Origin of the sequence: Rhizobium aethiopicum (assembly GCF_900094625.1) — a bacterium.
GTDB classification, from domain to species: domain Bacteria; phylum Pseudomonadota; class Alphaproteobacteria; order Rhizobiales; family Rhizobiaceae; genus Rhizobium; species Rhizobium aethiopicum.
Genome location: NZ_FMAJ01000002.1, coordinates 539,935 through 561,163 on the forward strand (window position 1 = coordinate 539,935; position 21,229 = coordinate 561,163).

Consider the following 21,229-nt stretch of genomic DNA (forward strand, 5'->3'; position numbering starts at 1 on the left):
ATCGACCGGAGTCGAGCCACGGGGTCTCGCCCCGTCCTTCAGACCCGCTGGAGAGAAGGGGGAGTAAGCTGCCTGCCTCGCTTCCACAAGAGACGCTTCTGGCAGGAGTAAGACGCTATTGCGACTCCTTCTCCCCAGCGGGGAGAAGATGCCGGCAGGCAGATGAGGGGGTGAGCGACGATAGGAGCGAATGCGCTGAGCGTAAGCGAAGGGCACATCTCCCCATTACCCTTGTTGAGCGCGGCCTTCCGCCTACATGCTCCTGTTGAGGATACCCACTTCGAAGCAGCATGACGCGCCCGCCTTCACTCAAGGTGGGCAGCAACCATGGAGAGAGCGATGCCAGAATCTTTCGTCGTCCATCGTGAGGCGCATATCGCGGCGCCGCCGGCGGCGGTGTTTGCGCTGATGACCGATCCGGAGAAGATCCTGCGCTGGATGGGGACGGAGGCTGAGGTCGAGCCGGAGCCGGGCGGGCTTTATCTCGTCAATGTCACCGGCGCCCGCTTTGCGCGCGGCTCGTTTCGCGAGGTGGTGCCGGTGCATCGGCTTGCCTACAGCTTCGGCTGGGATGGCAGCGAGGAGGTGCCGCCCGGATCGAGCCTGGTCGAGATCGATCTGATCGAGCAGGGAGGCGGGACGCTTTTGCGGCTCACCCATAGCGGCCTGCCGAGTGCGGATCAATGCGCCGGCCATGAGGAAGGCTGGACGCACTATCTCCAGCGGCTCACCGAGGTCGCCGGCGGGCGCGATCCCGGTCCGGATCCCTTTTACGGCAGGACATGAACGATATTCGGCGGGTAGGGGACGCTCCTCAAGTGCTTGACGGTACGGGAAGAGCGGCCGGCCGGCCGGCAAGAAGCGCTGTTTTTTCTCTCGCAAACATGAACGCGCAATTCATCTCCAGTTCAATTTGGCGGTCCTAAGGTGAGTGCGGCTGGATGAAATGGAGTTTTCGATGAAGGCACTTTCTATCGCGGCTGCCTTGCTCGCGGGCAGCCTCTCGATCGGCACAGCGCAGGCGATGCCGCTCGGGACAATCAAGGTTGAGAGCACTGTCACGAAGGTTGACTACGCCTGTGGTCGCGGCTGGCACCTGACGCGCTGGGGCGAATGCCGGCGCAACTGGCGACGCCCGCCGCCGGTGGCTTTCTACGGCGGTCCGCCGCGCTGGGGCTGGGAGCGGCGGCATCACCGCCATTGGGATGGCCCGCGCTGGCGCGAGGAGCGGCGCTGGGATCGCGAGCGCCGCTGGCGTGACGACTACTAAGCGCCTTGGGCGAAGGCAGACGAAAGAAGGCCGGTGCGACATAGCCCGGCCTTTTGTCTTGAAAATTACGACTGCGCTCAGCTCATGCTGACGAGCGAGTGCTTTCCGTCGATAAGCTCTTCGAGCTCGGCCGGATCTTTGACGCCGAATTCGAACCACTCGACGAGTTCCTTCGCCTTCCGTTTACTCTCTTCCGCGGTAAATTCGATTTCGTAGCGCGCGCACCACCGTCGAAGGATCGACGTCAGCAGCGTCATGTCGTTCCCGTCAAGCGGGTCTTTCGGCCAGTGTGTCGTGCCCATCGCAACCCCTCAATCGCAGATGACAAGCTGGCGTATAATGGAATCAAAGCCGCGCAAGTTTAAAGTGTTTTTTTTAATATTTTCCACCGTGGTGAATGGTTATCCACAGGGTTGTATGGCAGTGGGGTTGACAGGGGTTGTGGGGGTGTGGGCGCAAGCCGAGCGGGAGCCCTCCCGGACACCGAAGGTGTCCTGACGGCTGCGGAGCATCCGCTGGCGGATGCTCCGGGGTTGCCCGCACCCGGGGCTGATGCGATGCTAGAGCATGGATCTGCCTCCTTCCCTTACCTGGCTGGTTGACGAGGCCGCGGCTTCGCCTGCTCCCGAACGGTTTCTGGCCGAGCTCGGGCGCCGGCTGCTGGCCGATGGCCTGCCACTTTCCGGCGGTGCGCTGACGCTTTCGGTGCCGCATCCGATCATCGCCCGGCGCACCTGGCTGTGGCGGGCCGAGTCCGGGGCGGTCATCGAGGCGCTAGGCTTTGCCGCCGCCCCTCGCAGCGATGCCCGCCGCGAGTGGCTGGCCGGGCTCGGATCGGTGTGGGAGGAGAGGATCGGGACTTCGGAAGACAGCCCCATTCTCGGCTGGGCGGGCATGGGCAGGGGGACAGGGGCGGACGCCTTCGCTTCCGATGAAGCCGCCCGATTGAAGGAGGTTGCGCGTTTTGCCGCCGCGCCGCTTGCAGCCCTTGAAGCGCGGGAAGCGCGAGCAGCCCTGCTCGAAGCCTATCTCGGTCGGCGCAGTGCGGCCCGAGTGCAGTCGGGCGCGCTTGCCCGCGGCACCGGCGAAACCATTCGCGCGGCTCTTCTCTGCGCTGACCTGCGCGATTTCACTGCGCTTTCTCAAGTGACGGAGCCGCAGGCGATGATATCAGCGCTCGATGCTTATTTCGACCGGGTCGCGGGTGCCGTGCATGCCTTTGGCGGCGAGGTGCTGAAATTCATCGGTGACGGCGTGCTGGCGATTTTTCCCGTCACCGGCGCTTCCGGCGAGGAGGGCCGGGCCGATCGGGAGGCTTGCGAGGCGGCGTTGCGGGCCGTCGCCGCCAGCCGCGCCGGCATGATCCATCTCGACCAGATGCGCCAGGCACAGGGGCTGGCGCCGCTGCCCTTCGGCGCCGCGCTGCATTTCGGCGAGATCCTCTGGGGCAATATCGGCGCGGCCGACCGGCTGGATTTCACCGCCATCGGCCCAGCTGTCAATATGGTCAGCCGGCTGGAAGGGCTCTGCAAGCCGCTCGGCCATAGCGTGCTGATCTCGGGCGAGGTGGCGGCGAACACCGAGGCCGTGCTGACGCCACTTGGCGAGCACGTTTTGCGTGGGATCGCAGAACCTTGTGCAGTCTTCACCTTGGCTGAGGATTGAGCCAGCCAAGCGGCATTTTCCCGAAAGCGCGTCCGAAAATCATGATTGTTAAACTCCGCTTTTTTGGCTAAAGCCTCTGCGCATGAGAGGGGAGTTTTCAGATATGACTCGATATGTATATAAATTTTTCTCGGCCATCGGCCTATCCGCAATGCTGGTGGCGGGCGCCGCCCAGGCGGATGACGGCAAGAAGGTCTCGATCGTCGATGATCGGGGCATCACTGTCGAAGTCCCGGCGCAGCCGAAGCGCATTGCCTCGATTTCCTATTTCGCCGATGACGTCGCGCTGGCACTCGGCATCAAGCCGGTCGCCAGCACCTATATGACTTCAGGCCGCGACCCCGCTTTTCTGCTCGGCCTGACCGCCGGAATGAAGCAGATCGGCCAGCGCGCCAAGCCCAATCTCGAACTTCTCTCCGAAGCCAAGCCGGATCTGATCATCGCGATCCGCCGCTATACGGTGGGCAATGCGGCGCAGCTTCAGAACATCGCACCTTACGTCGCCTACAACATGGAATTGCTGGAAGAGAGCTACAAGGAGGTTGCTTCTCTTTCCAAGCTGCTCGGCAAGCCCGAGCGCGGCGAGCAGCTCAACGCCGATTTCCGCAAGCATCTGGCGGAGTTTGCCGCCAAGGCGCCGAAGAATGTTCACCCGCGCTTCCTGATCATGTGGGGCGGCGCAACGCCGTTCGCCTTCCACACGGAAAATACCTCGGCCTCGATCGTCGCTGCGATCGGCGGCGACAATGTTCCGGGGCCGAAGAGCCCGGGTGGCGAGTTCGGCATCGACCTCAGCCTGGAAAGCATGCTGGAAAAGGACCCGGAGGTCATCTTCGTCTATGATTCCGGTCCGGATCGCCCGCATGAGAGCAACCCGATCTGGTCACAGCTGTCGGCGGTCAAAAACAACCGCGTCTTCTATGTCGGCGACCAGTGGGTCGAGACCAACGGCCCGATCGCTCGCGAAATCGTCCTGCGCGAGGCCGCGCACTACCTCTACCCCGACACGTTCCCGGCCGTCGACGTGAAGGCCGAAGCCGCCAAGCTGATCCCGGCCGAACTGCAGAACTAAGCCGAGGAAAAAGGTCTGCGATGAGCCCCCGGCAATCATTCCTGGCCATAGGGCTCATCGTCGCCGCCGCCATGCTGGCGACGATGCTCGGCCTGCTGGTCGGTGCCAAGACGCTTTCGGTCGAGACAGCGCTGCGCGTGCTGCTGGCGCCCGACGGTAAGCTCGAATCTGTCCTCGTCTGGACGCTGCGCCTGCCGCGCAGCCTGGCGGCGGCCGCCGGTGGCGCCGGACTTGCCGTTTCCGGTTATGTGCTGCAGACGCTGACGCGCAATCCGCTGGCCGATCCCGGTATTACCGGCGTAACATCGGGGGCGGTCGCGCCGATCGTCTGCTGCTTCGTCTTCGTGCCTTGGCTTTCGCCTGCCTATTATCCCTTCATCGGCCTTGCCGGCGGGCTCCTTGCTGCCTCGGTGACATTCTGGGTTTCGCGCGGCGGGCAGGGGCGGCCACTGCAGCTTGCGCTCGGCGGCGTCAGCGTCTCGCTGTTTCTCGGCGCGATCACCACCTATGTTCTGCTCTTGACCGGGCCGCAATCGGCATCGCTGCTCTTCTGGCTCGCCGGTGGCTTCCAGGGGCGCACCTGGTCGCACCTCCTCTATATGCTGCCATGGACGATCGCCGGCGTCGTGGGCGCGCTCGTTCTGCGGCGCGTCATCGGCATGTTCATGCTGAGCGATCATGCGGCGGCCGGCATGGGCCTGCAGCTCGGTCTGTGGAAGCCGCTCATCCTCATTCTTGCCGTCATTCCGGTCGCCGGTGTCGCGCCGATTGCCGGGCCGGTGGCCTTCGTCGGTCTTGCCGCTCCCCACATCGCCCGGCTGCTGAAACCCCGCGGCACGGGGTGGGAGATCGGGTTGAGCGCCTCGCTCGGCGCGCTGATCGTGACGGTCGCTGATGTGTTGGCGCGCAGTGTCGCAATCCCGCGTGAGTTGCCGGTCGGCATCGTCACCGCATTGCTCGGCGGTCCGGTCTTCATCTATCTCGTCCAGCGCGGGCGGCTGAGCCTTGCCGGTGAGACGCCATGAGCGTGCGGGCTTCGATATCGGCCGGTCCGGCAAGCTTCGGCATGACAGCTGCGCTCGCCGTATTAACGGTCCTCTCGATTGCGGCGGCGATCTTTCTCGGCGTCGCCGATATTCCCATTGGCGACGTCGCGGCCGTGTTGACCGGCGGCGGTTCGGACGAAGCGCGGCTGATCATTCTCGATATCCGGCTGCCGCGCATCGCCACCGGCATTTTGGCCGGCATCCACTTTTCGCTGGCGGGATATCTCTTGCAGACCATCACCCGCAATCCGCTGGCCGACCCCTCGCTGATGGGCGTGTCGCAGGGAGCGACGCTGTCGGTGACGATCTTCCTGCTCTTTACCGTCTATATTTTCGAGCCGGGCTCGAACACCCTGGCCGAACTTCCGGTCGCATGGCTGCCGGCGGCAGGCCTTGCCGGCGGCCTGCTCGCCGGCGGCGTCATCTATCTGCTTGCCTTCCGCCTCGGCCTCAGCGCGCTGCGCATCACGCTCTGCGGCGTGGCTGTTGGCGCGGTGCTGCATGCGGTGGCGATCGGCCTCATCGCCGGATGGGGATCGGCCCGCATCGAGATCATTCTCGAATGGCTGTCCGGCAGCCTTTATGCCCGCAGCTGGGATCACGCGCTCTTCCTGTTGCCCTTCACGATCGCCGGGCTCGCCATGTTGCCGGTCGTCTATCGGCCGCTGATGCTGCTGCAGTTCGATGCGCCCGTCGCCCGGTCCTTCGGGCTCGGCTATCGCAGGCAGTTCTCGATCGTGCTGATCGTCGCCTGCGCGCTCGCGGCAAGCGCCGTCGGCGCGGTCGGACCTGTCGTCTTCGTCGGCCTCATCGTGCCGCATCTCGCCCGATTCCTGGGTGGGCGGAATCTCATGCTGTCATTGGCGCTGACGATCGTGCTCGGCGCCGTCGTCGTCACGCTCGGCGATCTCATTGGACGACTGCTTGGCCAGGCCGAGGAAATCCCGATCGGCGTGGTCACGGCTGTTTTCGGCGTACCGCTTCTGCTCGCGCTGCTGCGCAAAACCATGTGAGGCCGAAATGCCATTGTCCTGCTCCGACCTCTCGGTGATGTACAACAAGCGAAAGGCCCTCGAGAGCTTCAGCCTGTCGCTTGAAAAAGGCGAGATCCGGGCACTGATCGGCCCGAACGGCTCGGGCAAGAGCACCGCGCTGCATGCGCTGGCCGGCCTTATCCGCCCGGCGGAGGGCAGGGCGTCGCTCGACGGCGTTGCCGTCGCCTCCATCTCGCGCCGGATGCTGGCGAAGAAGCTTGCCTTCCTGCCGCAGCAGCCGAGCGCGCCCGACGAGATGACCGTCGCCCAGCTCGTGCGCCAGGGCCGCTATCCGCATGTCGGCCTGTTCCGCTCTTATGACAGCCGCGACGAGGAGGCGATCGAATGGGCGCTCGAAAGCACCGGCCTGTCTGATTTGGCCGACCGCAGCCTGCGCGAATTATCCGGCGGCGAACGTCAGAGGGCGTGGATCTCCGCCGCTCTCGCCCAGGAAGCGGAGATCCTGCTGCTCGACGAGCCGACCTCCTTCCTCGACATCGGCTATCAGGTCGAAGTACTCGATCTCGTGCATCGGCTGAGCCGCGAAAAGGGCGTGACGATCGTCATGGCGATCCACGACATCAACCAGGCGATCGCCGTCAGCGACCGCATTTCGCTGCTCGAAAGGGGGCGGCTCAGATTCGACGGCGCGCCACGCGAGCTTGCCGAGAGCAATCTCATCCAGGAAATCTTCCGTGTCAGGGGCCGCTTCGTCCAGGTCGATCCGAACAACTCGCCGCATTTTGATATAGAGCTGGTGCGGCTTCAGCCGGCGGTGTCTAAGGCTTCACCAGCCTGAAGACGATCTTCGTTTGGGTGTAGTAGTCCAGCGCATCGGCGAAATCAGGCGTCCAGCCGTCCGCGACGAAGGGGATGAAGCCGTCATATTCGAGCTTGCGGGCGGAAACATCGAAGCCCGCCTTTTCGAAGGCGCGGCCGTAATCGGTGATCGATCGATCCTGAACGATGGTGTTGGTGCGGTTGGCGACGAGCTCGCGCCATTTCGGCCAGAGCGGATTGTCCGTGTGGCAGCCGGTCACGGCATAATAGACGCCGCCTGACTTCAGTGCCTGGCGGATATCGGCGGCGTGCGCGTCGATATCGGGAACGAGGTAGATGACCTCATGGCTGACGGCGAGGTCGAATTCCTCGCTCCAGCCTTCCAGCCTGCCGCCGACTTGATGCTGGATCGGCAGATTGCCCTTCAGCGTCTCGGCCTTGGCAATGGAGGTTTCGGCGATATCGATACCCAACGCCTTCCGGAATGGGCGGATCGCATAGAGATGCCGCAGCAGGCCGCCCTGATTGCAGCCGAAATCGAGCACGCTCTTATCGGAGAGGTCGCGCTCGAGCATGAGATCGATCAGGTGGCGCCAGATCGGTGCATGCCCATCGGCCATCCTGTCTTCGGCATCGGGATCGATATACCAGGTACCGATATTTTTCTGCGCGTCCTCAGCCAACCCTTTGCCCCTCGTTTCATGCGGTTTACCGCCACGGTCATAGGGCGCGTGATCATGCTTGGCTATAGGCGGAGCTGGTTTTCAAATGCCTTTCGAAGTCGAATAATTTTTGCAAAGAAATCTTTGCAAAAATCTGTTTGCAATTGTAAAGTAGGATCATGAAAGAGCGGAACTCCGATCCAGCCGCAGATGCCGCCATCACCCGCACCGTCAGCCGGGTCGTGCCCGAACCGACGGCGCTGAAGGCGCTGGCGCATCCGGTTCGGCTGCGCATGCTCGGCATGCTGAGGATCGACGGCCCCGCCACGGCGACGCAGCTCGCCGTCCGGCTGGGCCTGAACAGCGGCGCGACCAGCTATCATCTGCGCCAGCTCGCCCAATACGGATTCATCGAGGAGGCGCCGCATGCCTCGCGGCGCGACCGCTGGTGGCGCGCCAGCCACGAGCTGACCTCGGTGCCGCCAAGCGAAGCGGCGGGGGAGGCGCTCGATCTCGACATTGCCTTCAACCAGGCAGCGCTCTCGCTGCAGCTCGGCCAGATGCAACAGGCGCTCGAGGAATATGCCGAGCTGCCGGCCGAGTGGCGCAAGGCGACGGCTGCCGACGACATCATCATCCCGATGACGGCTGATCAGGCCGAGGCTCTGACGAAACGGCTGAACGATGTCATCCTGGAAGCGATGCGGGCGGCCCCGCCACTGGGGGAGGCGACGTCTCAGGGTCCTGATATCGTCCCCTTCTATGTCATGCTGCACGCCTTCCCTTATCCGGGCCGCGTTCCGCACCGCAAGGAAAAGGGTGAGCCATGAGAACGGGCAAGCCATTTCTGGCGCTCGCCGTCGCTGAGACGCTTTCGCTTGCCGGCACCCGGCTCTCGACCGTCGCCATTCCTTGGATGGTGCTGACTGCCACCGGCAGCCCGGTGCTGACCGGCCTGACGGCGATGATGGAAATGCTGCCCTATGTATTGGCCAAGGCGCTCGGCGGCCCGCTCATCGACCGCGCCGGCGCCAAGCGCGTCGCCATCATCTGCGACACGGCTTCCGTTGTTGTGGTCGGGCTGGTGCCGTTTCTCGATTTTTTGGGCATGTTGACTGTGCCGGTGCTGCTGCCTCTTGTCTTTGCCATGGGCGTGTTGCGCGGACCTACCGACGCGGCCAAGCAGGCGATGGTTCCGGATATCGCCGCTCTCGCCGATGTGCCGCTCGAACGGGTGACCGGCGTGTCCAGCGCCATCGAACGGCTGGCATCGACAGTGGGCGCGGCAGGCGCCGGCGCGCTGATCGGGCTGATCGGCCCGGGACAGGCCCTTATCGTCAACGCCGCCACCTTTGCCGCGGCCGCGCTGGTCGTCGCAACCGGCATACCCGGCATGCGGCCTACTTCCGAGCTACCCGCCGCCCTCGACGCCCCGCCGGACGAGGTGCCCTCCTATCTCGACGATCTGCGCGAGGGGTGGCGCTTTCTTCGGGGCGATGCCGTGCTCGTCAGCATCGTCGCCATGGTGGCGATCACCAATCTGCTCGATCAGGCCTATCACGCCGTGCTGCTGCCCGTCTGGACCCAGCACGCTGGTCACGGGCCTGAGCTGCTCGGCGCGATGTTTGCCGCCTGCTCCGGCGCCTCGATCGCGGGGGCGGCGATTGCCGCTGTTGTCGGCGAGCGCATGCCGCGCCTGATCGTCTATACGGTGGCTTTTTTGCTGACCGGATTTCCGCGTTTTCTGGTGCTCGCGCTGGATGCGCCGCTCGGCTCCGTCTTTGCGACGCTGGCCATCGCAGGCTTTGCCTCCGGTTTCCTCAACCCGATCCTGTCGGCGGTGATCTTCGAGCGCATCCCCAGGCCGCTGACCGGCCGCGTCACGGCGATGAACACCGCCCTCTGCTTTGCCCTCATCCCCTTCGGCGGCCTCGTCGGCGGCGCGCTGATCAGCACGACCGGGCTTGGCGCAGCGATGTTGCTCTGCGGCCTCGCTTATCTCACCGCGACCCTCTCTCCGCTGGCGCTCAAGAGCTTCCGCGGTTTTGACAAGGCGGTGGCGTGAGCCTCGCGCACGCTTATTCCTAGCCTTGACGTCCGACTGCCTCGATCATCAGATCGATAAAGCAGCGCAGGCGCGGCTCCAGCAGGCCTTTATCGGAATAGAGCGCCACGATCTTCGTGTCGTCGGTTTCGAGGTCGGGCAGGACCTGCCGGAGACGACCGGCAGTCAAATCGGCGGCGATAAGGAAGTCCGGAAGGAGGGCGATGCCGAGGCCGGCCAGGGCGGCGTCGCGGACGGCGTCACTCCTGTCGAGCCTCAGGCGGCTGCGCCCCTGCGCCTTGATCCAGCCGCCGCCGTCGCCGCGAAAGCGCCAGCCCTGCCTTTGGCCACGGCTGGTGAAGAACAGGCAGTCATGGGCGGCGAGATCCCCGATCTCGCGGGGCATGCCGCGGTCGCCGAGATAGGAAGGCGAGGCGCAGAGCCGCGTCTTGTCATTGGCGATCACGCGGGCGATCAACCGGGTTTCGGCGGCCGACGGCGCCGCGCCAATCGTGATCGCCAGATCGAAGCCGTCCTCGACGATGTCGGCCGGGCGATCGGTAAAGGTCACTTCGACTTGCACGTCGGGCCAGGTCCGGAGATATTTTTCGAGCAAGGGCAGTACGACGAGCCGCCCGAAGGCATCGGGAACGGTGAGCCTGAGGACGCCTCGCGGCGTGCCGCCTTGACCTGCAATGCTGGCTTCCGCCTCGTCGACCGATGCCAGGATCTGCAGCCCGTGCTCGTAGAATACTCGTCCTTCATCGGTCAGACTCAGCGTCCTCGTCGTACGGTTGAGCAGGCGCGCGCCGAGCCGCTCCTCCAGGCGGGTAACGGCCTTTCCCGCTGCCGAACGGGAAAGGCCCATGGCTTGGCCGCCGGCGATAAAGCTTCCGGCATCGACGACGGCCATGAAAATCAGGATATCGTTCAGGTTCGTGCGCGGCATGAGGCAACTCGAGCGGTTCGGTACAGCCATAACTCGGTCAGCCATGTGATGGTTCAAGACTTGGGCCGTCGACGATCGTTGAGGCGGCCGAGCAGGAGAGCCGCCATCCTTTTTCCAGCGCCTGTGACGAGCAGAGGTGATGAGGAGAGGGAGTGCCACGGCCGCCCCGCCCAATGTCCCGCTCATCGTTCAAGTCGTCAACGCCAGCCGAGCGCCGGAGCGACGTGGGTCAGGATCGCTTCGATGACATGGGCGTTGTAGGCGACGCCGAGCTGGTTGGGCACGGTGAGCAGCAGCGTGTCGGCCTCGGCGATCGCCTCGTCTTCGGCAAGCTGCTTGATCAGCACGTCAGGCTCCGCGGCGTAACTGCGGCCGAAGATCGCCCGGGTCTTCTCGTCGATGAAACCGATCTTGTCGCCCTCGTCGTTGCCGTAGCCGAAATAGGCGCGATCCCGGTCGTCGACCAGCGCGAAGATGCTGCGGCTGACCGAGACGCGCGGTTGGCGCGTATGGCCGGCTGCCTTCCAGGCCTCACGATAGGCGCGGATCTGGTCGGCCTGCTGGACATGGAACGGTTCGCCGGTCTCGTCGTCCTTCAGCGTCGAACTCTGCAGGTTCATGCCGAGCTTGGCGGCCCAGACCGCGGTGGCGTTGGAACTTGCGCCCCACCAGATCCGCTCGCGGAGACCCTCGGAATGTGGCTCGAGGCGCAGCAGCCCCGGTGGGTTTGGAAACATCGGCCGCGGGTTCGGCTTGGCGAAACCTTCACCGCCCAGTACTTGGAGAAAGACTTCGGCGTGGCGCCTGGCCATATCGGCATCGCTCTGACCTTCCGGCGGGCCGTAGCCGAAATGGCGCCAGCCGTCGATCACCTGCTCGGGCGAGCCGCGGCTGATGCCGAGCTGCAGCCGGCCGCCGGTGATGAGGTCGGCAGCACCGGCATCCTCGGCCATATAAAACGGATTCTCATAGCGCATGTCGATTACAGCCGTGCCGATCTCGATCCGGCTGGTCCTGGCGCCGATGGCTGCCAGCAGCGGGAAGGGCGCGGCAAGCTGCCGGGCAAAATGATGCACGCGGAAATAGGCGCCGTCGGCGCCGAGTTCCTCGGCCGCAACGGCAAGGTCGATCGACTGCAGCAGCGCATCACCTGCCGAGCGCGTCTGCGATTGGGGCGAGGGCGTCCAATGCCCGAACGAGAGAAAACCGATCTTCTTCATGTCGATGCCGCACCTTGATCCGTTGCGTTTGTAATCACGGGTCATGGCACAGTTTCGGGTGGCAAGACAATCGGAACCGGAGGGGTGCGGTGCTTGTGGCCGGAGATGGTCGCTTCAGCGGGTGCGAAGCAAACCGGGCACGCAGCGGAAAATGAGTCGCTTTTGGCCGCGCCACCGCCCCCGGATATTCCCGCGCTGCCGCCATTCGGGAACTCCGGTTTCGCAGAGGTGTTTGACAGCTGCGCTGCTGTGGAGCCCGGCGCTTTCCCAGGACAGAAAGGCGGAACAATGTCTATCAACCTCGAAAATGCAGTGGTCGTCATCACGGGAGCATCGAGCGGTATCGGCCAGGCTGCCGCCGAGGCCTTTGCGCGGCGCGGAAGCAGGCTGGTGCTGGCGGCTCGCAACGGCGAGGCTTTGGGAAAAGTCGCCGAGACGTGCAGAGGTCTCGGTGCGGAGGCGATTTCCGTCGTCACCGACGTCACCGAGCCCGCTGCAGTCAGGGTGCTTGCCGACAAGGCGAAGGCACTTGGCGACATCGACGTCTGGGTGAGCAATGTCGGCGTCGGCGCGGTCGGGCGGTTCGAGGAGACGCCGATCGAGGCGCATGAGCAGGTCATCCGCACCAATCTGATCGGTCACATGAACGATGCTCATGCCGTGCTGCCCATCTTCCTGAAGCAGGGCAGGGGCGTGTTCATCAACATGATCTCGCTCGGCGGCTTTGCGGCGGCGCCGTTCGCGGCGGCCTATAGCGCCAGCAAGTTCGGCCTGCGCGGCTTTTCCGAGGCGCTGCGGGCGGAGGTCGCCGACAAGCCGCGCATCCATATCTGCGACGTCTACCCTGCCTTTGTCGATACGCCGGGACTCAGGCACGGTGCCAATTATGTCGGCCGCCAGGTCTCCGCGCCGCCGCCGGTGCTCGATGCGCGCCGCGTCGCCGAGGCAATCGTCGGCGTCGCCAGGGCACCGCGCGCCACCACCACGGTCGGCGTGGTCACCACTGCAACACGGCTCGCCCATCTGCTGGCGCCCAATCTCGCCGCCAGGGCGCTCAGCCGCTTGATGGCCGCCTATTTCAAGCGGGCGCCGCGCGCCGTCGAAAGCGACGGCAATCTCTTTCGGCCCTCCACCGACGCGGCCCGGATCGACGGCGGGCTCCGATCGCCGCACCGATATTCGGCGCCGCTCCTTATCGGTCTGGTCGCGGTTGCTGTGCTGGTGCTTGGCGCTGCCGGGCAGAGGACATACCCGCGCCGGCGGCTGGCTTGGGGCAATCGGCACCGGCTTTGGTAGCGGATTGGATGGTCGGTGAGCCGTGCTGCACTCTTGTACGGCGTGCCGTTGAGCACCCCCTCTGGCCTGCCGGCCATCTCCCCACAGGTGGAGAGATTGGCTGCTCGCGATGGCTTCCCCAAACAATCAGCCGCATCAGTGCTGCGACACGATAGAGGGGGAGCGAAGGTCCAGCTTCTTGCCGATCTCCCTCCTCGTGGGGGAGATGGCCGGCAGGCCAGAGGGGGTGCCACACGGCATAAAAGGACTTGGGAGGCGGCAAACTATCATCTGCGGCCGAGCCTCTGCCTGGCGGCGAGCCGCAGCCACGGAGCCAGATGAAAGCCGGTCATCAGCAGGTACATCGGCAGCATTCCAGTCAGCGGGAAGGCATCTGATGTGGTGGTGCAGATCATGTCGGCGCTGCCGGTTGCAGCCGTCAGCAGCGCCATGACGGCGAATGTCGGGGCGGCCGCGAGAGACAGAAAATCAGCGGCGGCGAGAGCGGGTTTGGCCGGCTCGCCGGCGGGTCCGACAGCGGCGGCGGCAAGCGACAGCCAGTTGGCCGTGTCGAGGGAGGGGCTGGCGTCGTCAGCCCGTTTCGAGACGTGAGCGAAGAGCGCCATTGTTGTCACTCCTTGCCGTAGCGGTCGTGATGGCGCCACCAGACGCCGGTTTCGTTGCGGCCCTTCGGGGCGCGGTCGAGCCATTGATACATGCCCCAGAGCCCGTCGAGCCCGCGCGCATAGCTGGAATAGCTGTGGTAGACGGCGCCGTCGATGAGTTCGAAGGCACTGACGCCGGGGCGGTCGCGGGTGTAGGTGGGGACGTCGGTGCCGGTCATCGAAGCGATCTGGACGATGGGTTCGGCGCTGCCGCGCGGCTGCCATTCCGGCACTGTCTTGCCGACAAGAGGTTGAGGGACGGGCGCTTCGGGGGCGGGCGGCTCGCGGCGATAGTTGTACTCGATCTCGCCGAGACGCTGCTGCTCGGGGCTGAACCAGACACTGAAATCGCCGTTGAAATCGCTGCCGGCGGAGGAGGCCCACGGAAAGCTCCAGTCCATGCGCCGCTTGAATGACTCCAGTTTTTCGAGCGGAGCGCGCGAGACCGCCCAGAAGGCGACGTCGTGGTTTTCCAGATGGATGAAGAAGCCGTTGAAACCGTCGGCGATCGAGGAGCAAGAGGGGCATCCGGCGCTGTAATCCGGCCCGAACATGAAGTGATAGACCAGAAGCTGCGAACGCCCGCCGAAAAGATCCTTCAGCGAGGCGTTGCCGCCTGCCGTATCGAAGCGGTAGTTCTTGTCGATCCTGACGCGCGGCAACTGCTGGCGTTTGGCCGCCAGTGCATCGCTTCGCCGCGTCAGTTCCTTTTCCTCCTCGAGCAGATCGAGTCTCGCCGCCAGCCATTCGTCGCGTGTTGCGTTCAGCAGTGCCGTCATGGGTCTTCTCCTTTGCCTGTCTCTCGTCGTAGCATCCGGCGCGGTTGCCTGCCGGTGAACGAAGATTACGGCCGGACCGGCAAATGCGGGGAGTGACAAGTGTGACGGGATTTGAATGGACTCGTTGATTACGGCCGCGGCGAGGGCGCTGGCATCGGGTGATGCGCTCGGCGCGCTGAAACGGGTGGCGCTGCGCGATGACGCGCCGGCGCTGGCGTTGCGCGGCATTGCCATGGCGCAGCTTGGCGATCTCATCCGTGCCAAAGCGCTGCTGAAGAGTGCGGCGCGCGCGTTCGGACCGCGGGAGGCGGTGGCGCGGGCCCGCTGCATCGTCGCCGAGGCTGAGATAGCGCTGGTCTCGCGCGATCTCGGCTGGCCGCCGAAGGCGCTGGAGGCGGCGCGCAAGGTTTTGGAAGCGCATGGCGACCGGGTCAATGCCGCCCATGCCGGCAATATCGCCATTCGCCGGCTGGTGCTGATCGGCCGGCTGGACGAAGCCGAGCAGGCGCTGGCCGCGCTCGACCCGACGCCGCTGCCGCCGGCATTGCGGGCCGCCCATGAGCTGGTGGCATCGGGCATAGAAATCCGCCGTCTGCGCACGCAGGCGGCGCGCGCAGCCCTCGATCGGGCAAAGCTTGCGGCGCAGCGGGCCGATATGCCGGTGCTGACGGCGGAAGTCGAAACTGCCGCGCGCGTGCTCGATCTGCCGGCGGCGCGGCTCGTCTCACGCGGGGACGAGCGGCCGCTGCTGCTTGCCGACGTGGAGGCGCTCTTTTCCAACGGTACGGTCGTCGTCGACGCCTGCCGCCATGTCGTGCGTGCGGCCGGCGCGGTGGTGCCGCTGGCGAGCCGGCCGGTGCTGTTTGCGCTCGCCCGTGCGCTAGCTGAAGCCTGGCCGGGGGATGTGGCGCGGGGGGCGCTGATCGCACGGGCCTTCCGCGGCAAACATGCCGACGAATCGCATCGCGCCCGGCTGCGCGTCGAGATCGGCCGGCTGCGCGCCGAACTTGCGGGAATGGCGGAAGTCTCCGCGACCAAGCGCGGCTTCGCACTTTCGCCGCGCGATGCGGGCGAAATCGCGGTGTTAGCTCCGCTCGTCGAAGGGCCGCATGCGGCGGTGCTCGCCTTCCTCGCCGATGGCGAGGCGTGGTCGAGTTCGGCGCTTGCAATCGCGCTCGGCGCCAGCCCCCGCACGGTGCAGCGGGCACTGGATTCGCTCGCTGGCGAGGAGAAAGTGCAGGCAATCGGGCGCGGACGGGCGCGCCGCTGGATGAGCCCGCCGCTCTCCTCTTTCCCGACGATCTTGTTACTCCCCGGGCCACTGCCGAGCGACTAATATGGTCAAATCCACAAGGAGGAAGAGATGAAGAAATCTGCCGCGACCATCTTGCGTGAATATGGACCCTTTCCGGATGCCGAGCGCGTCAACGGCGTCACTTTCGACGGCCGCCACGTCTGGTTCGCCTCCGGCGACAGGCTGAACGCGCTCGATCCGGACAGCGGGGAGGTGGTGCGCTCGATCGAGGTCGCCTCCCACGCCGGCACGGCCTTCGACGGCGAGTTCCTTTATCAGATCGCCGAGGACGTCATTCACAAGATCGACCCGAAGAGCGGGCAAATCCTTTCCACAATCCCGGCCCCCGGCAATGGCGGCGATTCCGGTCTCGCCTGGGCCGAGGGTACGCTCTGGGTCGGCCAGCACCGCGGCCGCAGGATCCACCAGATCGATTCCGAAACCGGCCAGATTCTGCGCACCATCGAATCCAACCGCGTCGTCACAGGCGTCACCTGGGTCGACGGCCAGCTCTGGCACGGCACCTGGGAAGGCGACGATAGCGACGTCAGGCGCATCGACCCGGAGACGGGCGAGGTGCTGGAACGGCTTGATATGCCCGAAGGCACCGGCGTCTCCGGCCTGGAATCCGACGGCGCCGGCTGCTTCTTCTGCGGCGGAGGCGGCAGCGGCAAGATCCGCGCCGTGCGCCGGCCGGGGTAAGACCCGTTGCGCGAAGCGGAAGCAATCGATCCAGGGAGTCGATGCCAGGATGGAACGCCCCTGAGCCATTTGAGGGTCGGGAGAGGGGGGAAGTAGGAGGTGCGGCGCCGGGAGGTCGGCGCCGGCTGTCTCTCCCCAGCGATAGCCAGCCTCGAAGGGCCCGGTGCCAAGTCCGAAGTCGATCTCAAGGGTCAAGTTGCTAGAGCTTCGGTGCGCGATTGATTTCCTCACGTGGCGATCTACTTTCGCGGCAGTGTCAAGGCTTCGGTCGGTCGAGGTTGCACGCTTGGCCGGCATGGCCGCGAGGAGAGACTTTGAAACAGCTGCGCACGACGCTCGGGCTTAAGAGCAAATCCGAACTTGGGATGATCCTCCCGCACGAGCACATTTTCGTCGACCTCAGAACGCCCGACCAGCCCGGTTATGCCGAAGCAGATGTCGAAGACGTCGTTCGGCTGATGGGCCCCGAAATCGAGCGCATCAAGAAGCTCGGGGTGACGGCATTGGTTGAATGCTCGACGGGTGGGGTCGGGCGCCGTGCGGATATCGATCTTGCTGTGTCGCTTGCAACGGATTTTCCGATCGTCGTTCCCACTGGAGTTTACCGCGAGCCTTGGATTCCTGAATGGGTTCGCGAAGCTTCCGAGGAAAAGTTGGAGGCTTGGATGCTTCGTGAGCTGACGGAGCAGATCGATGACACCGGGTTCCAGGCGGGCTGGATCAAGCTCAGCGCCGGCGATGACGGCATGACTGCGCTCGAGACGAAAATTCTGAGGGCAGCCGCGCGCGCCGCGGCGCAGACGAACGCCGTTATCGGCAGTCATACGATCAGAGGACGGGTCGTCATGGATCAGCTCGGTGTCATCGAGGCGGAAGGCTACAGGGCCGACAGATTCATCTCGATCCACACGCAGGAGGAGAAGGACTTCGCCTATCACATCGCTGTCGCCGAGCGAGGCGCCTGGATCGAGTATGATCATGTCGGCCGGGCAGGGGATGACGAGGTGGCGGAGCTGGTGATCAGGGCGCTGGAGGCGGGCTGCGGCAACCGCATGTTGTTGAGCCATGACCGCGGCTGGTTCGATCCGGCGTTGCCGAAGGGCGGGATACCTAAGCCATACACCCACCTTTCCACCGTCTTGCTACCTGAGCTGAAACGGCGGGGCGTAGACGAAGGCATCCTGATGCGCCTGACACACGACAATCCGTTTGAGGCTTTCGCCCGATAGCGCGTGGTCGGGTGACGGGAACCCGCATTATACCAATTAGGAGAGTGAGCGGAGCCGATGCCTGACACAGGTTCCGATCTCCTGCAAGAGCGATATACATGCCATCTCCACAACGTTCCTGCGATAGCGGATATTACTTGTTCGTCGGATGGAGTCGGCGTCGAGATAGGCGCGGGTGAATTCCTCAAGACCCGATTCACCCGCTCACAGTCGCTCTACTTCGCAAGGGCGGAGGTTTCCCGGAATGCTATGGGGGCCGTTTAGCGGTCCCGATCGAGCGGTGTGGGATCGTCCAAGAGGCGCTGACAAGACGACTATTTATCCCGACTGATTCTCGTCGAATAGAAGCGCCATGCCGATCGCATCGATGAAGCGGCCATCGATGCGCGCCGCGCGCCGAATTATGCCTTCCCGCGTGAATCCCAGTTTTTCATAGAGTGCGATCGCGCGGGTATTGTCCTTGTATACGTCGAGTTCGATCCTCATAAAGCCAGCTCCCTGCGCGGCTAGCAATGTCGTCTCGATGAGCTTTCGCCCTAGACCCTGGCCACGATAGGCGGGAAGAATTCCCATTCCGAGGCGTCCGCGATGGGCGTTCGCGGGAAAGAAGTGTCGGCTGATATCACACCAGCCGACGACCTCTTCCTCGATTAGGGCAACGAATTGCGGATTGCCTTTTGCAATCATCCCCATCACGAACTCACGCGTTTGCGGCAAGGGCGTTGCTTCCAGCAGGGACAGGTATTTTTTCTCCCGCGCGACCACGTCGAGGGCGCGGTGAAAGCTGTCGATGTGCGCGGCTGCGATCGGTTCGATGCTGATGCCCAATGGATTGGGGGACGTTGCGGCGGCCATGCGTTCTCCTTCAAAGGTAGCGAGATGAAACAGACATGCCGCAGAACCGCACGGAAGCGCATAATTCACCGTCCGTCAACTTTTGCGTGTCAATTTCGATGGGACGGGCGCCATCAAAAGGTTGCGAGTATTGAAGGTCAGGCTGACATCGCACATCACGCTCGTCCTGGTGACGCTCACCTGCGCGGCGGCCGTTTTTCTTTGCGGCTTTGCCTGGCTCGCCGCCGTGAAGGTCGACGATTTCTATCTGCGTCGACAGGCCGACTTCGTGCGCCAAGGACTGGAAGAGCAGATCCACGCGCTCCCCCGGGAGCAGGAAAGCGTAACCAAATGGGACGACGCCTTCCTTTATGCCAAGCAGCGGAACCATGAATGGCTGCTTGACAATGTTGGCCGCTGGATGAGTCGATATTTCGAACACGACAGAACCTACATCTTCGACGATAGCAACCGCCTGATGTTTGCTTTCCGCGACGGGACGGATGCCATGCCGCCGCGGCTTGCCAGTGACGACGGTCAGGAAATGACGGCGCTGGCCGGCGAGACGCGCGCAGCTCTCCTCGAGGGCAAGAAGCCTGGCGCCGAGCTGCTTGGCCAGCTGGCCAGGGTTCGCACGATCATGGTCGGCAACAGGCCGGCGATCGCAAGCGCGCGCCCCATGCTGCCGAGTTCGACGCGGATGCAGATCCAGGCAGGCCAGGAATTCATCGCGGTCTCCGTCAAATTCATCGACGGAAAAGTCGCCGAAAACATCGGCCATTATGCCAGGCTCGAAGGTCTGCGCTTTACGGCGTCGAAGGGCCCGGACGAGCGGGCGCAGGTGCCTGTATCTGTGCATGACGGCGGCATGATCGGCTATCTCGTGTGGCAGCCGATCCGGCCGGGCTTCATGCTGCTTCAGCAGATCGCGCCGGCGGGGCTCGGCTGCCTGGTCCTGCTGATCGCGGCGGTGTTCTGGCTCGGACGAGGACTGCATCGCACCTCACTGACCTTGCTGGACAGCCAGGCCGAACTCACCCACCACCGCAACCATCTGGAAGAGATGGTGGCGGATCGAACAGCCGAAATCGAAAGACAGAGGGAAGAGCTTGACCGGCTGCTGGTGCACGAACGCCAGGTGAATGCGCTGCAGCGCCAGTTCGTCGCCATGGCGTCGCACGAGTTTCGAACGCCGCTTGCCATCATCGACGCAGCCGCGCAGCGGCTCTGCCGCTCGACGACCAATGTCAGTGGCGAATATGTTCACGAAAAGGCTGGTGTGATCCGCAGCGCGGTGGTGCGCATGGTCGATCTCATGGAGAGCATCCTTGCCAGCGGCCGGCTCGAAACCGGACAGATCATCCTGAAGCGGAGCGAAGGTGACCTGAAAGCCTTGCTCGTCACCTGCTGCGATAGGCAGCGCGAGCTCAGCCCTTCGCATGTTTTCCATCTCCATCTCCAGCCCATCCCTGACCGATTGACGTTCGATCGAGGCGCGATGGAACAGGTCTTCACCAATCTGATTTCGAACGCCGTCAAATATTCGCCCAATGCGCCTGACATTTACATTCGCGCTCGGGTTGACGAAAAGATGGTGCAAATCGCCATTGCCGATAGCGGCATCGGCATGGATGCGGATGATCTGCCGAAATTGTTTCAACCTTATTACCGCGCCCGCAGCGCCACGGGTATCGCCGGAACCGGCATTGGTCTGAATGTCGTCAAGCAGGTCGTGGAGCTGCACGGTGGCACCGTTGAGGTGGCGAGCGAGCTTGGCAAGGGCACAACATTTACCATTTCTCTGCCAATAGAATGTCTATTGTCGGATCAACAAGTCGCAGCTTAAGGAAGAGCTTATGGTTACAGTCCTGTGCATAGAAGACGAAGTCGAGATCCGCAATCTCCTCGTCGAAGAGTTGAGCGAGGCCGGCTACAGGACGCTCGAGGCTTCGAACGGCGCCGAAGGCCTGGAAATGATCCTGTCGAAATGGCCCGATATCGTCATCAGCGACATTTCCATGCCTGTCATGGACGGGCACCAGCTTCTGGCGGAAATCCAGATCAATCATCCGGAACTCTCCAACATCCCCTTCATCATGCTGACGGCGCTGACAGACCGCGAAAACACGCTCGCCGGCCTGCGGGCCGGTGCTGCGGACTACCTGACGAAGCCGCTCGACTTCGACCTGCTGCTCGCCAAGCTCGAGGGCTGCGTGACGCGGCTGGAGAACGACAAGGCGGTCAATCGGTCGTTTTGACGGTGTGGGGTAGATGGGGAGGGCGTGCCGTGCGGCCCCTTCATCATCGCCTTCGCTTCCGCTCCATGCATCGGTGGCTTTCCGCTCACCTTTCCTCCCTCACCAAGTCAGTTTAAGAGGAGTGCGGCCTGATTTTCATTTTGCTGGCGCATGGCATCTCTGACGCGGGCATTTGCGATGGTGATGATCTTGCGCATGATAGCGGTAAGAGCCACGCGTTTGGGTTTTGCAGCTTTGAGCAGCGCCTTGTAGGCGGTTGCTAGCGGGTTGTCGCCACGGCAGGCGGCGAGAGCGGCGATGAAGAGCGCGGGTCGGATTTGGCGTCTTCCGCCGGTGGTGCTGCGGTGCCAGCTGGCCTTGCCGCTGTCTTTGGGATGGGGAGCGACCCCGGCGAGACTGGCAATCTGGCGGCGGTTGAGCGTGCCGAGTTCGGGCATGACGGCCAGCAGCA

The 21,229-nt window shown here is 64.0% G+C and carries 23 protein-coding genes; 15 read left to right on the forward strand and 8 right to left on the reverse strand.

The genetic code is table 11. The annotated features are described in order from the left end of the window. Positions 1–339 precede the first annotated feature (339 nt). Both GA0061105_RS06920 and GA0061105_RS06925 read left to right on the forward strand, forming a co-directional pair. Positions 340–786 (forward strand): SRPBCC family protein, encoded by a 447-nt coding sequence (locus GA0061105_RS06920; protein ID WP_064694548.1) that lies wholly within the window; start codon positions 340–342, stop codon positions 784–786. Between the two features lie 172 nt (positions 787–958). Further along, complete coding sequence (locus tag GA0061105_RS06925) at positions 959–1,270, forward strand: GCG_CRPN prefix-to-repeats domain-containing protein (RefSeq protein ID WP_064694790.1); 312 nt, start codon at positions 959–961, stop codon at positions 1,268–1,270. A 77-nt stretch (positions 1,271–1,347) separates the two neighbouring features. Here GA0061105_RS06925 and GA0061105_RS06930 read toward each other — a convergent pair whose 3' ends face one another. Further along, positions 1,348–1,572 carry a hypothetical protein gene (locus GA0061105_RS06930; protein WP_092748987.1) on the reverse strand — a complete coding sequence of 75 codons (225 nt, stop codon included), beginning with the start codon at positions 1,570–1,572 and terminating at the stop codon, positions 1,348–1,350. Between the two features lie 265 nt (positions 1,573–1,837). Here GA0061105_RS06930 and GA0061105_RS06935 point away from each other — a divergent pair, with 265 nt between their 5' ends. From GA0061105_RS06935 to GA0061105_RS06955, 5 genes are all read left to right on the forward strand, one after another. Then, positions 1,838–2,935, forward strand: a complete 1,098-nt coding sequence (locus tag GA0061105_RS06935) for an adenylate/guanylate cyclase domain-containing protein (RefSeq protein WP_092748989.1) — start codon at positions 1,838–1,840, stop codon at positions 2,933–2,935. 103 nt (positions 2,936–3,038) lie between these two features. After that, positions 3,039–4,007: an ABC transporter substrate-binding protein gene (locus GA0061105_RS06940; RefSeq protein WP_092748991.1), complete on the forward strand. Its 969-nt coding sequence runs from the start codon at positions 3,039–3,041 to the stop codon at positions 4,005–4,007. A gap of 20 nt (positions 4,008–4,027) precedes the next feature. Continuing rightward, a complete protein-coding gene (locus GA0061105_RS06945) occupies positions 4,028–5,032 on the forward strand; it encodes a FecCD family ABC transporter permease (RefSeq protein WP_064694544.1) in 1,005 nt (334 codons plus the stop codon). Then, entirely contained in the window at positions 5,029–6,066 is a 1,038-nt protein-coding gene (locus GA0061105_RS06950; RefSeq protein ID WP_167358529.1) for a FecCD family ABC transporter permease, read from the forward strand. The genes GA0061105_RS06945 and GA0061105_RS06950 overlap by 4 nt, the downstream gene beginning before the upstream one ends. A 7-nt stretch (positions 6,067–6,073) precedes the next feature. Further along, complete coding sequence (locus GA0061105_RS06955; protein WP_092748993.1) at positions 6,074–6,886, forward strand: ABC transporter ATP-binding protein; 813 nt, start codon at positions 6,074–6,076, stop codon at positions 6,884–6,886. Here the strand turns inward: GA0061105_RS06955 and GA0061105_RS06960 are convergent. Further along, the gene (locus GA0061105_RS06960; RefSeq protein ID WP_092748995.1) at positions 6,867–7,550 is read right to left on the reverse strand and encodes a class I SAM-dependent methyltransferase; all 684 of its coding nucleotides are present in this window, start codon (positions 7,548–7,550) and stop codon (positions 6,867–6,869) included. The genes GA0061105_RS06955 and GA0061105_RS06960 overlap by 20 nt on opposite strands. A 158-nt stretch (positions 7,551–7,708) precedes the next feature. Between GA0061105_RS06960 and GA0061105_RS06965 the strand changes: the two genes are divergently transcribed. Beyond that, entirely contained in the window at positions 7,709–8,359 is a 651-nt protein-coding gene (locus tag GA0061105_RS06965; protein WP_092748997.1) for an ArsR/SmtB family transcription factor, read from the forward strand. Next, positions 8,356–9,594, forward strand: coding sequence for an MFS transporter (locus GA0061105_RS06970; protein ID WP_092748999.1), 1,239 nt, complete (start codon positions 8,356–8,358; stop codon positions 9,592–9,594). The genes GA0061105_RS06965 and GA0061105_RS06970 overlap by 4 nt, the downstream gene beginning before the upstream one ends. A gap of 19 nt (positions 9,595–9,613) precedes the next feature. On the opposite strand, the gene GA0061105_RS06975 is transcribed toward GA0061105_RS06970, so the two are convergent. Both GA0061105_RS06975 and GA0061105_RS06980 read right to left on the reverse strand, forming a co-directional pair. Then, entirely contained in the window at positions 9,614–10,522 is a 909-nt protein-coding gene (locus tag GA0061105_RS06975; RefSeq protein WP_092749001.1) for a LysR family transcriptional regulator, read from the reverse strand. 197 nt (positions 10,523–10,719) lie between these two features. Continuing rightward, positions 10,720–11,742, reverse strand: a complete 1,023-nt coding sequence (locus GA0061105_RS06980) for an LLM class flavin-dependent oxidoreductase (protein WP_092749077.1) — start codon at positions 11,740–11,742, stop codon at positions 10,720–10,722. Positions 11,743–12,030: 288 nt separating this feature from the next. Here GA0061105_RS06980 and GA0061105_RS06985 point away from each other — a divergent pair, with 288 nt between their 5' ends. Then, a complete protein-coding gene (locus GA0061105_RS06985) occupies positions 12,031–13,038 on the forward strand; it encodes an SDR family oxidoreductase (RefSeq protein ID WP_092749003.1) in 1,008 nt (335 codons plus the stop codon). 266 nt (positions 13,039–13,304) lie between these two features. Here GA0061105_RS06985 and GA0061105_RS06990 read toward each other — a convergent pair whose 3' ends face one another. Further along, positions 13,305–13,643, reverse strand: a complete 339-nt coding sequence (locus GA0061105_RS06990) for a hypothetical protein (protein WP_092749005.1) — start codon at positions 13,641–13,643, stop codon at positions 13,305–13,307. 5 nt (positions 13,644–13,648) lie between these two features. Then, complete coding sequence (locus GA0061105_RS06995) at positions 13,649–14,461, reverse strand: DUF899 domain-containing protein (protein ID WP_092749007.1); 813 nt, start codon at positions 14,459–14,461, stop codon at positions 13,649–13,651. Positions 14,462–14,576: 115 nt separating this feature from the next. Here GA0061105_RS06995 and GA0061105_RS07000 point away from each other — a divergent pair, with 115 nt between their 5' ends. The 3 genes from GA0061105_RS07000 (at position 14,577) to GA0061105_RS07010 (ending at position 17,686) form a co-directional block, all read left to right on the forward strand. Then, the gene (locus tag GA0061105_RS07000; protein ID WP_092749009.1) at positions 14,577–15,797 is read left to right on the forward strand and encodes a helix-turn-helix domain-containing protein; all 1,221 of its coding nucleotides are present in this window, start codon (positions 14,577–14,579) and stop codon (positions 15,795–15,797) included. Positions 15,798–15,824: 27 nt separating this feature from the next. Further along, a complete protein-coding gene (locus tag GA0061105_RS07005; protein ID WP_092749011.1) occupies positions 15,825–16,457 on the forward strand; it encodes an outer membrane protein assembly factor BamB family protein in 633 nt (210 codons plus the stop codon). Between the two features lie 314 nt (positions 16,458–16,771). Next, positions 16,772–17,686, forward strand: coding sequence for a phosphotriesterase family protein (locus tag GA0061105_RS07010; protein ID WP_092749013.1), 915 nt, complete (start codon positions 16,772–16,774; stop codon positions 17,684–17,686). Between the two features lie 318 nt (positions 17,687–18,004). Here GA0061105_RS07010 and GA0061105_RS07015 read toward each other — a convergent pair whose 3' ends face one another. Then, the gene (locus GA0061105_RS07015) at positions 18,005–18,541 is read right to left on the reverse strand and encodes a GNAT family N-acetyltransferase (RefSeq protein ID WP_092749015.1); all 537 of its coding nucleotides are present in this window, start codon (positions 18,539–18,541) and stop codon (positions 18,005–18,007) included. Between the two features lie 82 nt (positions 18,542–18,623). On the opposite strand from GA0061105_RS07015, the gene GA0061105_RS07020 reads away from it, so the two are divergent. Continuing rightward, a complete protein-coding gene (locus tag GA0061105_RS07020) occupies positions 18,624–20,366 on the forward strand; it encodes a sensor histidine kinase (RefSeq protein ID WP_208601629.1) in 1,743 nt (580 codons plus the stop codon). A 10-nt stretch (positions 20,367–20,376) separates the two neighbouring features. Next, positions 20,377–20,778, forward strand: a complete 402-nt coding sequence (locus GA0061105_RS07025) for a response regulator (RefSeq protein ID WP_064694529.1) — start codon at positions 20,377–20,379, stop codon at positions 20,776–20,778. Between the two features lie 107 nt (positions 20,779–20,885). Here the strand turns inward: GA0061105_RS07025 and GA0061105_RS07030 are convergent. Further along, a partial coding sequence (locus tag GA0061105_RS07030; RefSeq protein WP_141130186.1) for a transposase occupies positions 20,886–21,229 on the reverse strand: 344 nt, incomplete at its 5' end.

Bases quoted from the DNA above. Each gene is read 5' to 3' on its own strand.
- GA0061105_RS06920 (WP_064694548.1), top strand. From the start codon at position 340: ATGCCAGAATCTTTCGTCGTCCATCGTGAGGCGCATATCGCGGCGCCG.
- GA0061105_RS06925 (WP_064694790.1), top strand. From the start codon at position 959: ATGAAGGCACTTTCTATCGCGGCTGCCTTGCTCGCGGGCAGCCTCTCG.
- GA0061105_RS06930 (WP_092748987.1), bottom strand. From the start codon at position 1,572: ATGGGCACGACACACTGGCCGAAAGACCCGCTTGACGGGAACGACATG.
- GA0061105_RS06935 (WP_092748989.1), top strand. From the start codon at position 1,838: ATGGATCTGCCTCCTTCCCTTACCTGGCTGGTTGACGAGGCCGCGGCT.
- GA0061105_RS06940 (WP_092748991.1), top strand. From the start codon at position 3,039: ATGACTCGATATGTATATAAATTTTTCTCGGCCATCGGCCTATCCGCA.
- GA0061105_RS06945 (WP_064694544.1), top strand. From the start codon at position 4,028: ATGAGCCCCCGGCAATCATTCCTGGCCATAGGGCTCATCGTCGCCGCC.
- GA0061105_RS06950 (WP_167358529.1), top strand. From the start codon at position 5,029: ATGAGCGTGCGGGCTTCGATATCGGCCGGTCCGGCAAGCTTCGGCATG.
- GA0061105_RS06955 (WP_092748993.1), top strand. From the start codon at position 6,074: ATGCCATTGTCCTGCTCCGACCTCTCGGTGATGTACAACAAGCGAAAG.
- GA0061105_RS06965 (WP_092748997.1), top strand. From the start codon at position 7,709: ATGAAAGAGCGGAACTCCGATCCAGCCGCAGATGCCGCCATCACCCGC.
- GA0061105_RS06970 (WP_092748999.1), top strand. From the start codon at position 8,356: ATGAGAACGGGCAAGCCATTTCTGGCGCTCGCCGTCGCTGAGACGCTT.
- GA0061105_RS06975 (WP_092749001.1), bottom strand. From the start codon at position 10,522: ATGCCGCGCACGAACCTGAACGATATCCTGATTTTCATGGCCGTCGTC.
- GA0061105_RS06980 (WP_092749077.1), bottom strand. From the start codon at position 11,742: ATGAAGAAGATCGGTTTTCTCTCGTTCGGGCATTGGACGCCCTCGCCC.
- GA0061105_RS06985 (WP_092749003.1), top strand. From the start codon at position 12,031: ATGTCTATCAACCTCGAAAATGCAGTGGTCGTCATCACGGGAGCATCG.
- GA0061105_RS06990 (WP_092749005.1), bottom strand. From the start codon at position 13,643: ATGGCGCTCTTCGCTCACGTCTCGAAACGGGCTGACGACGCCAGCCCC.
- GA0061105_RS06995 (WP_092749007.1), bottom strand. From the start codon at position 14,461: ATGACGGCACTGCTGAACGCAACACGCGACGAATGGCTGGCGGCGAGA.
- GA0061105_RS07000 (WP_092749009.1), top strand. From the start codon at position 14,577: ATGGACTCGTTGATTACGGCCGCGGCGAGGGCGCTGGCATCGGGTGAT.
- GA0061105_RS07005 (WP_092749011.1), top strand. From the start codon at position 15,825: ATGAAGAAATCTGCCGCGACCATCTTGCGTGAATATGGACCCTTTCCG.
- GA0061105_RS07015 (WP_092749015.1), bottom strand. From the start codon at position 18,541: ATGGCCGCCGCAACGTCCCCCAATCCATTGGGCATCAGCATCGAACCG.
- GA0061105_RS07025 (WP_064694529.1), top strand. From the start codon at position 20,377: ATGGTTACAGTCCTGTGCATAGAAGACGAAGTCGAGATCCGCAATCTC.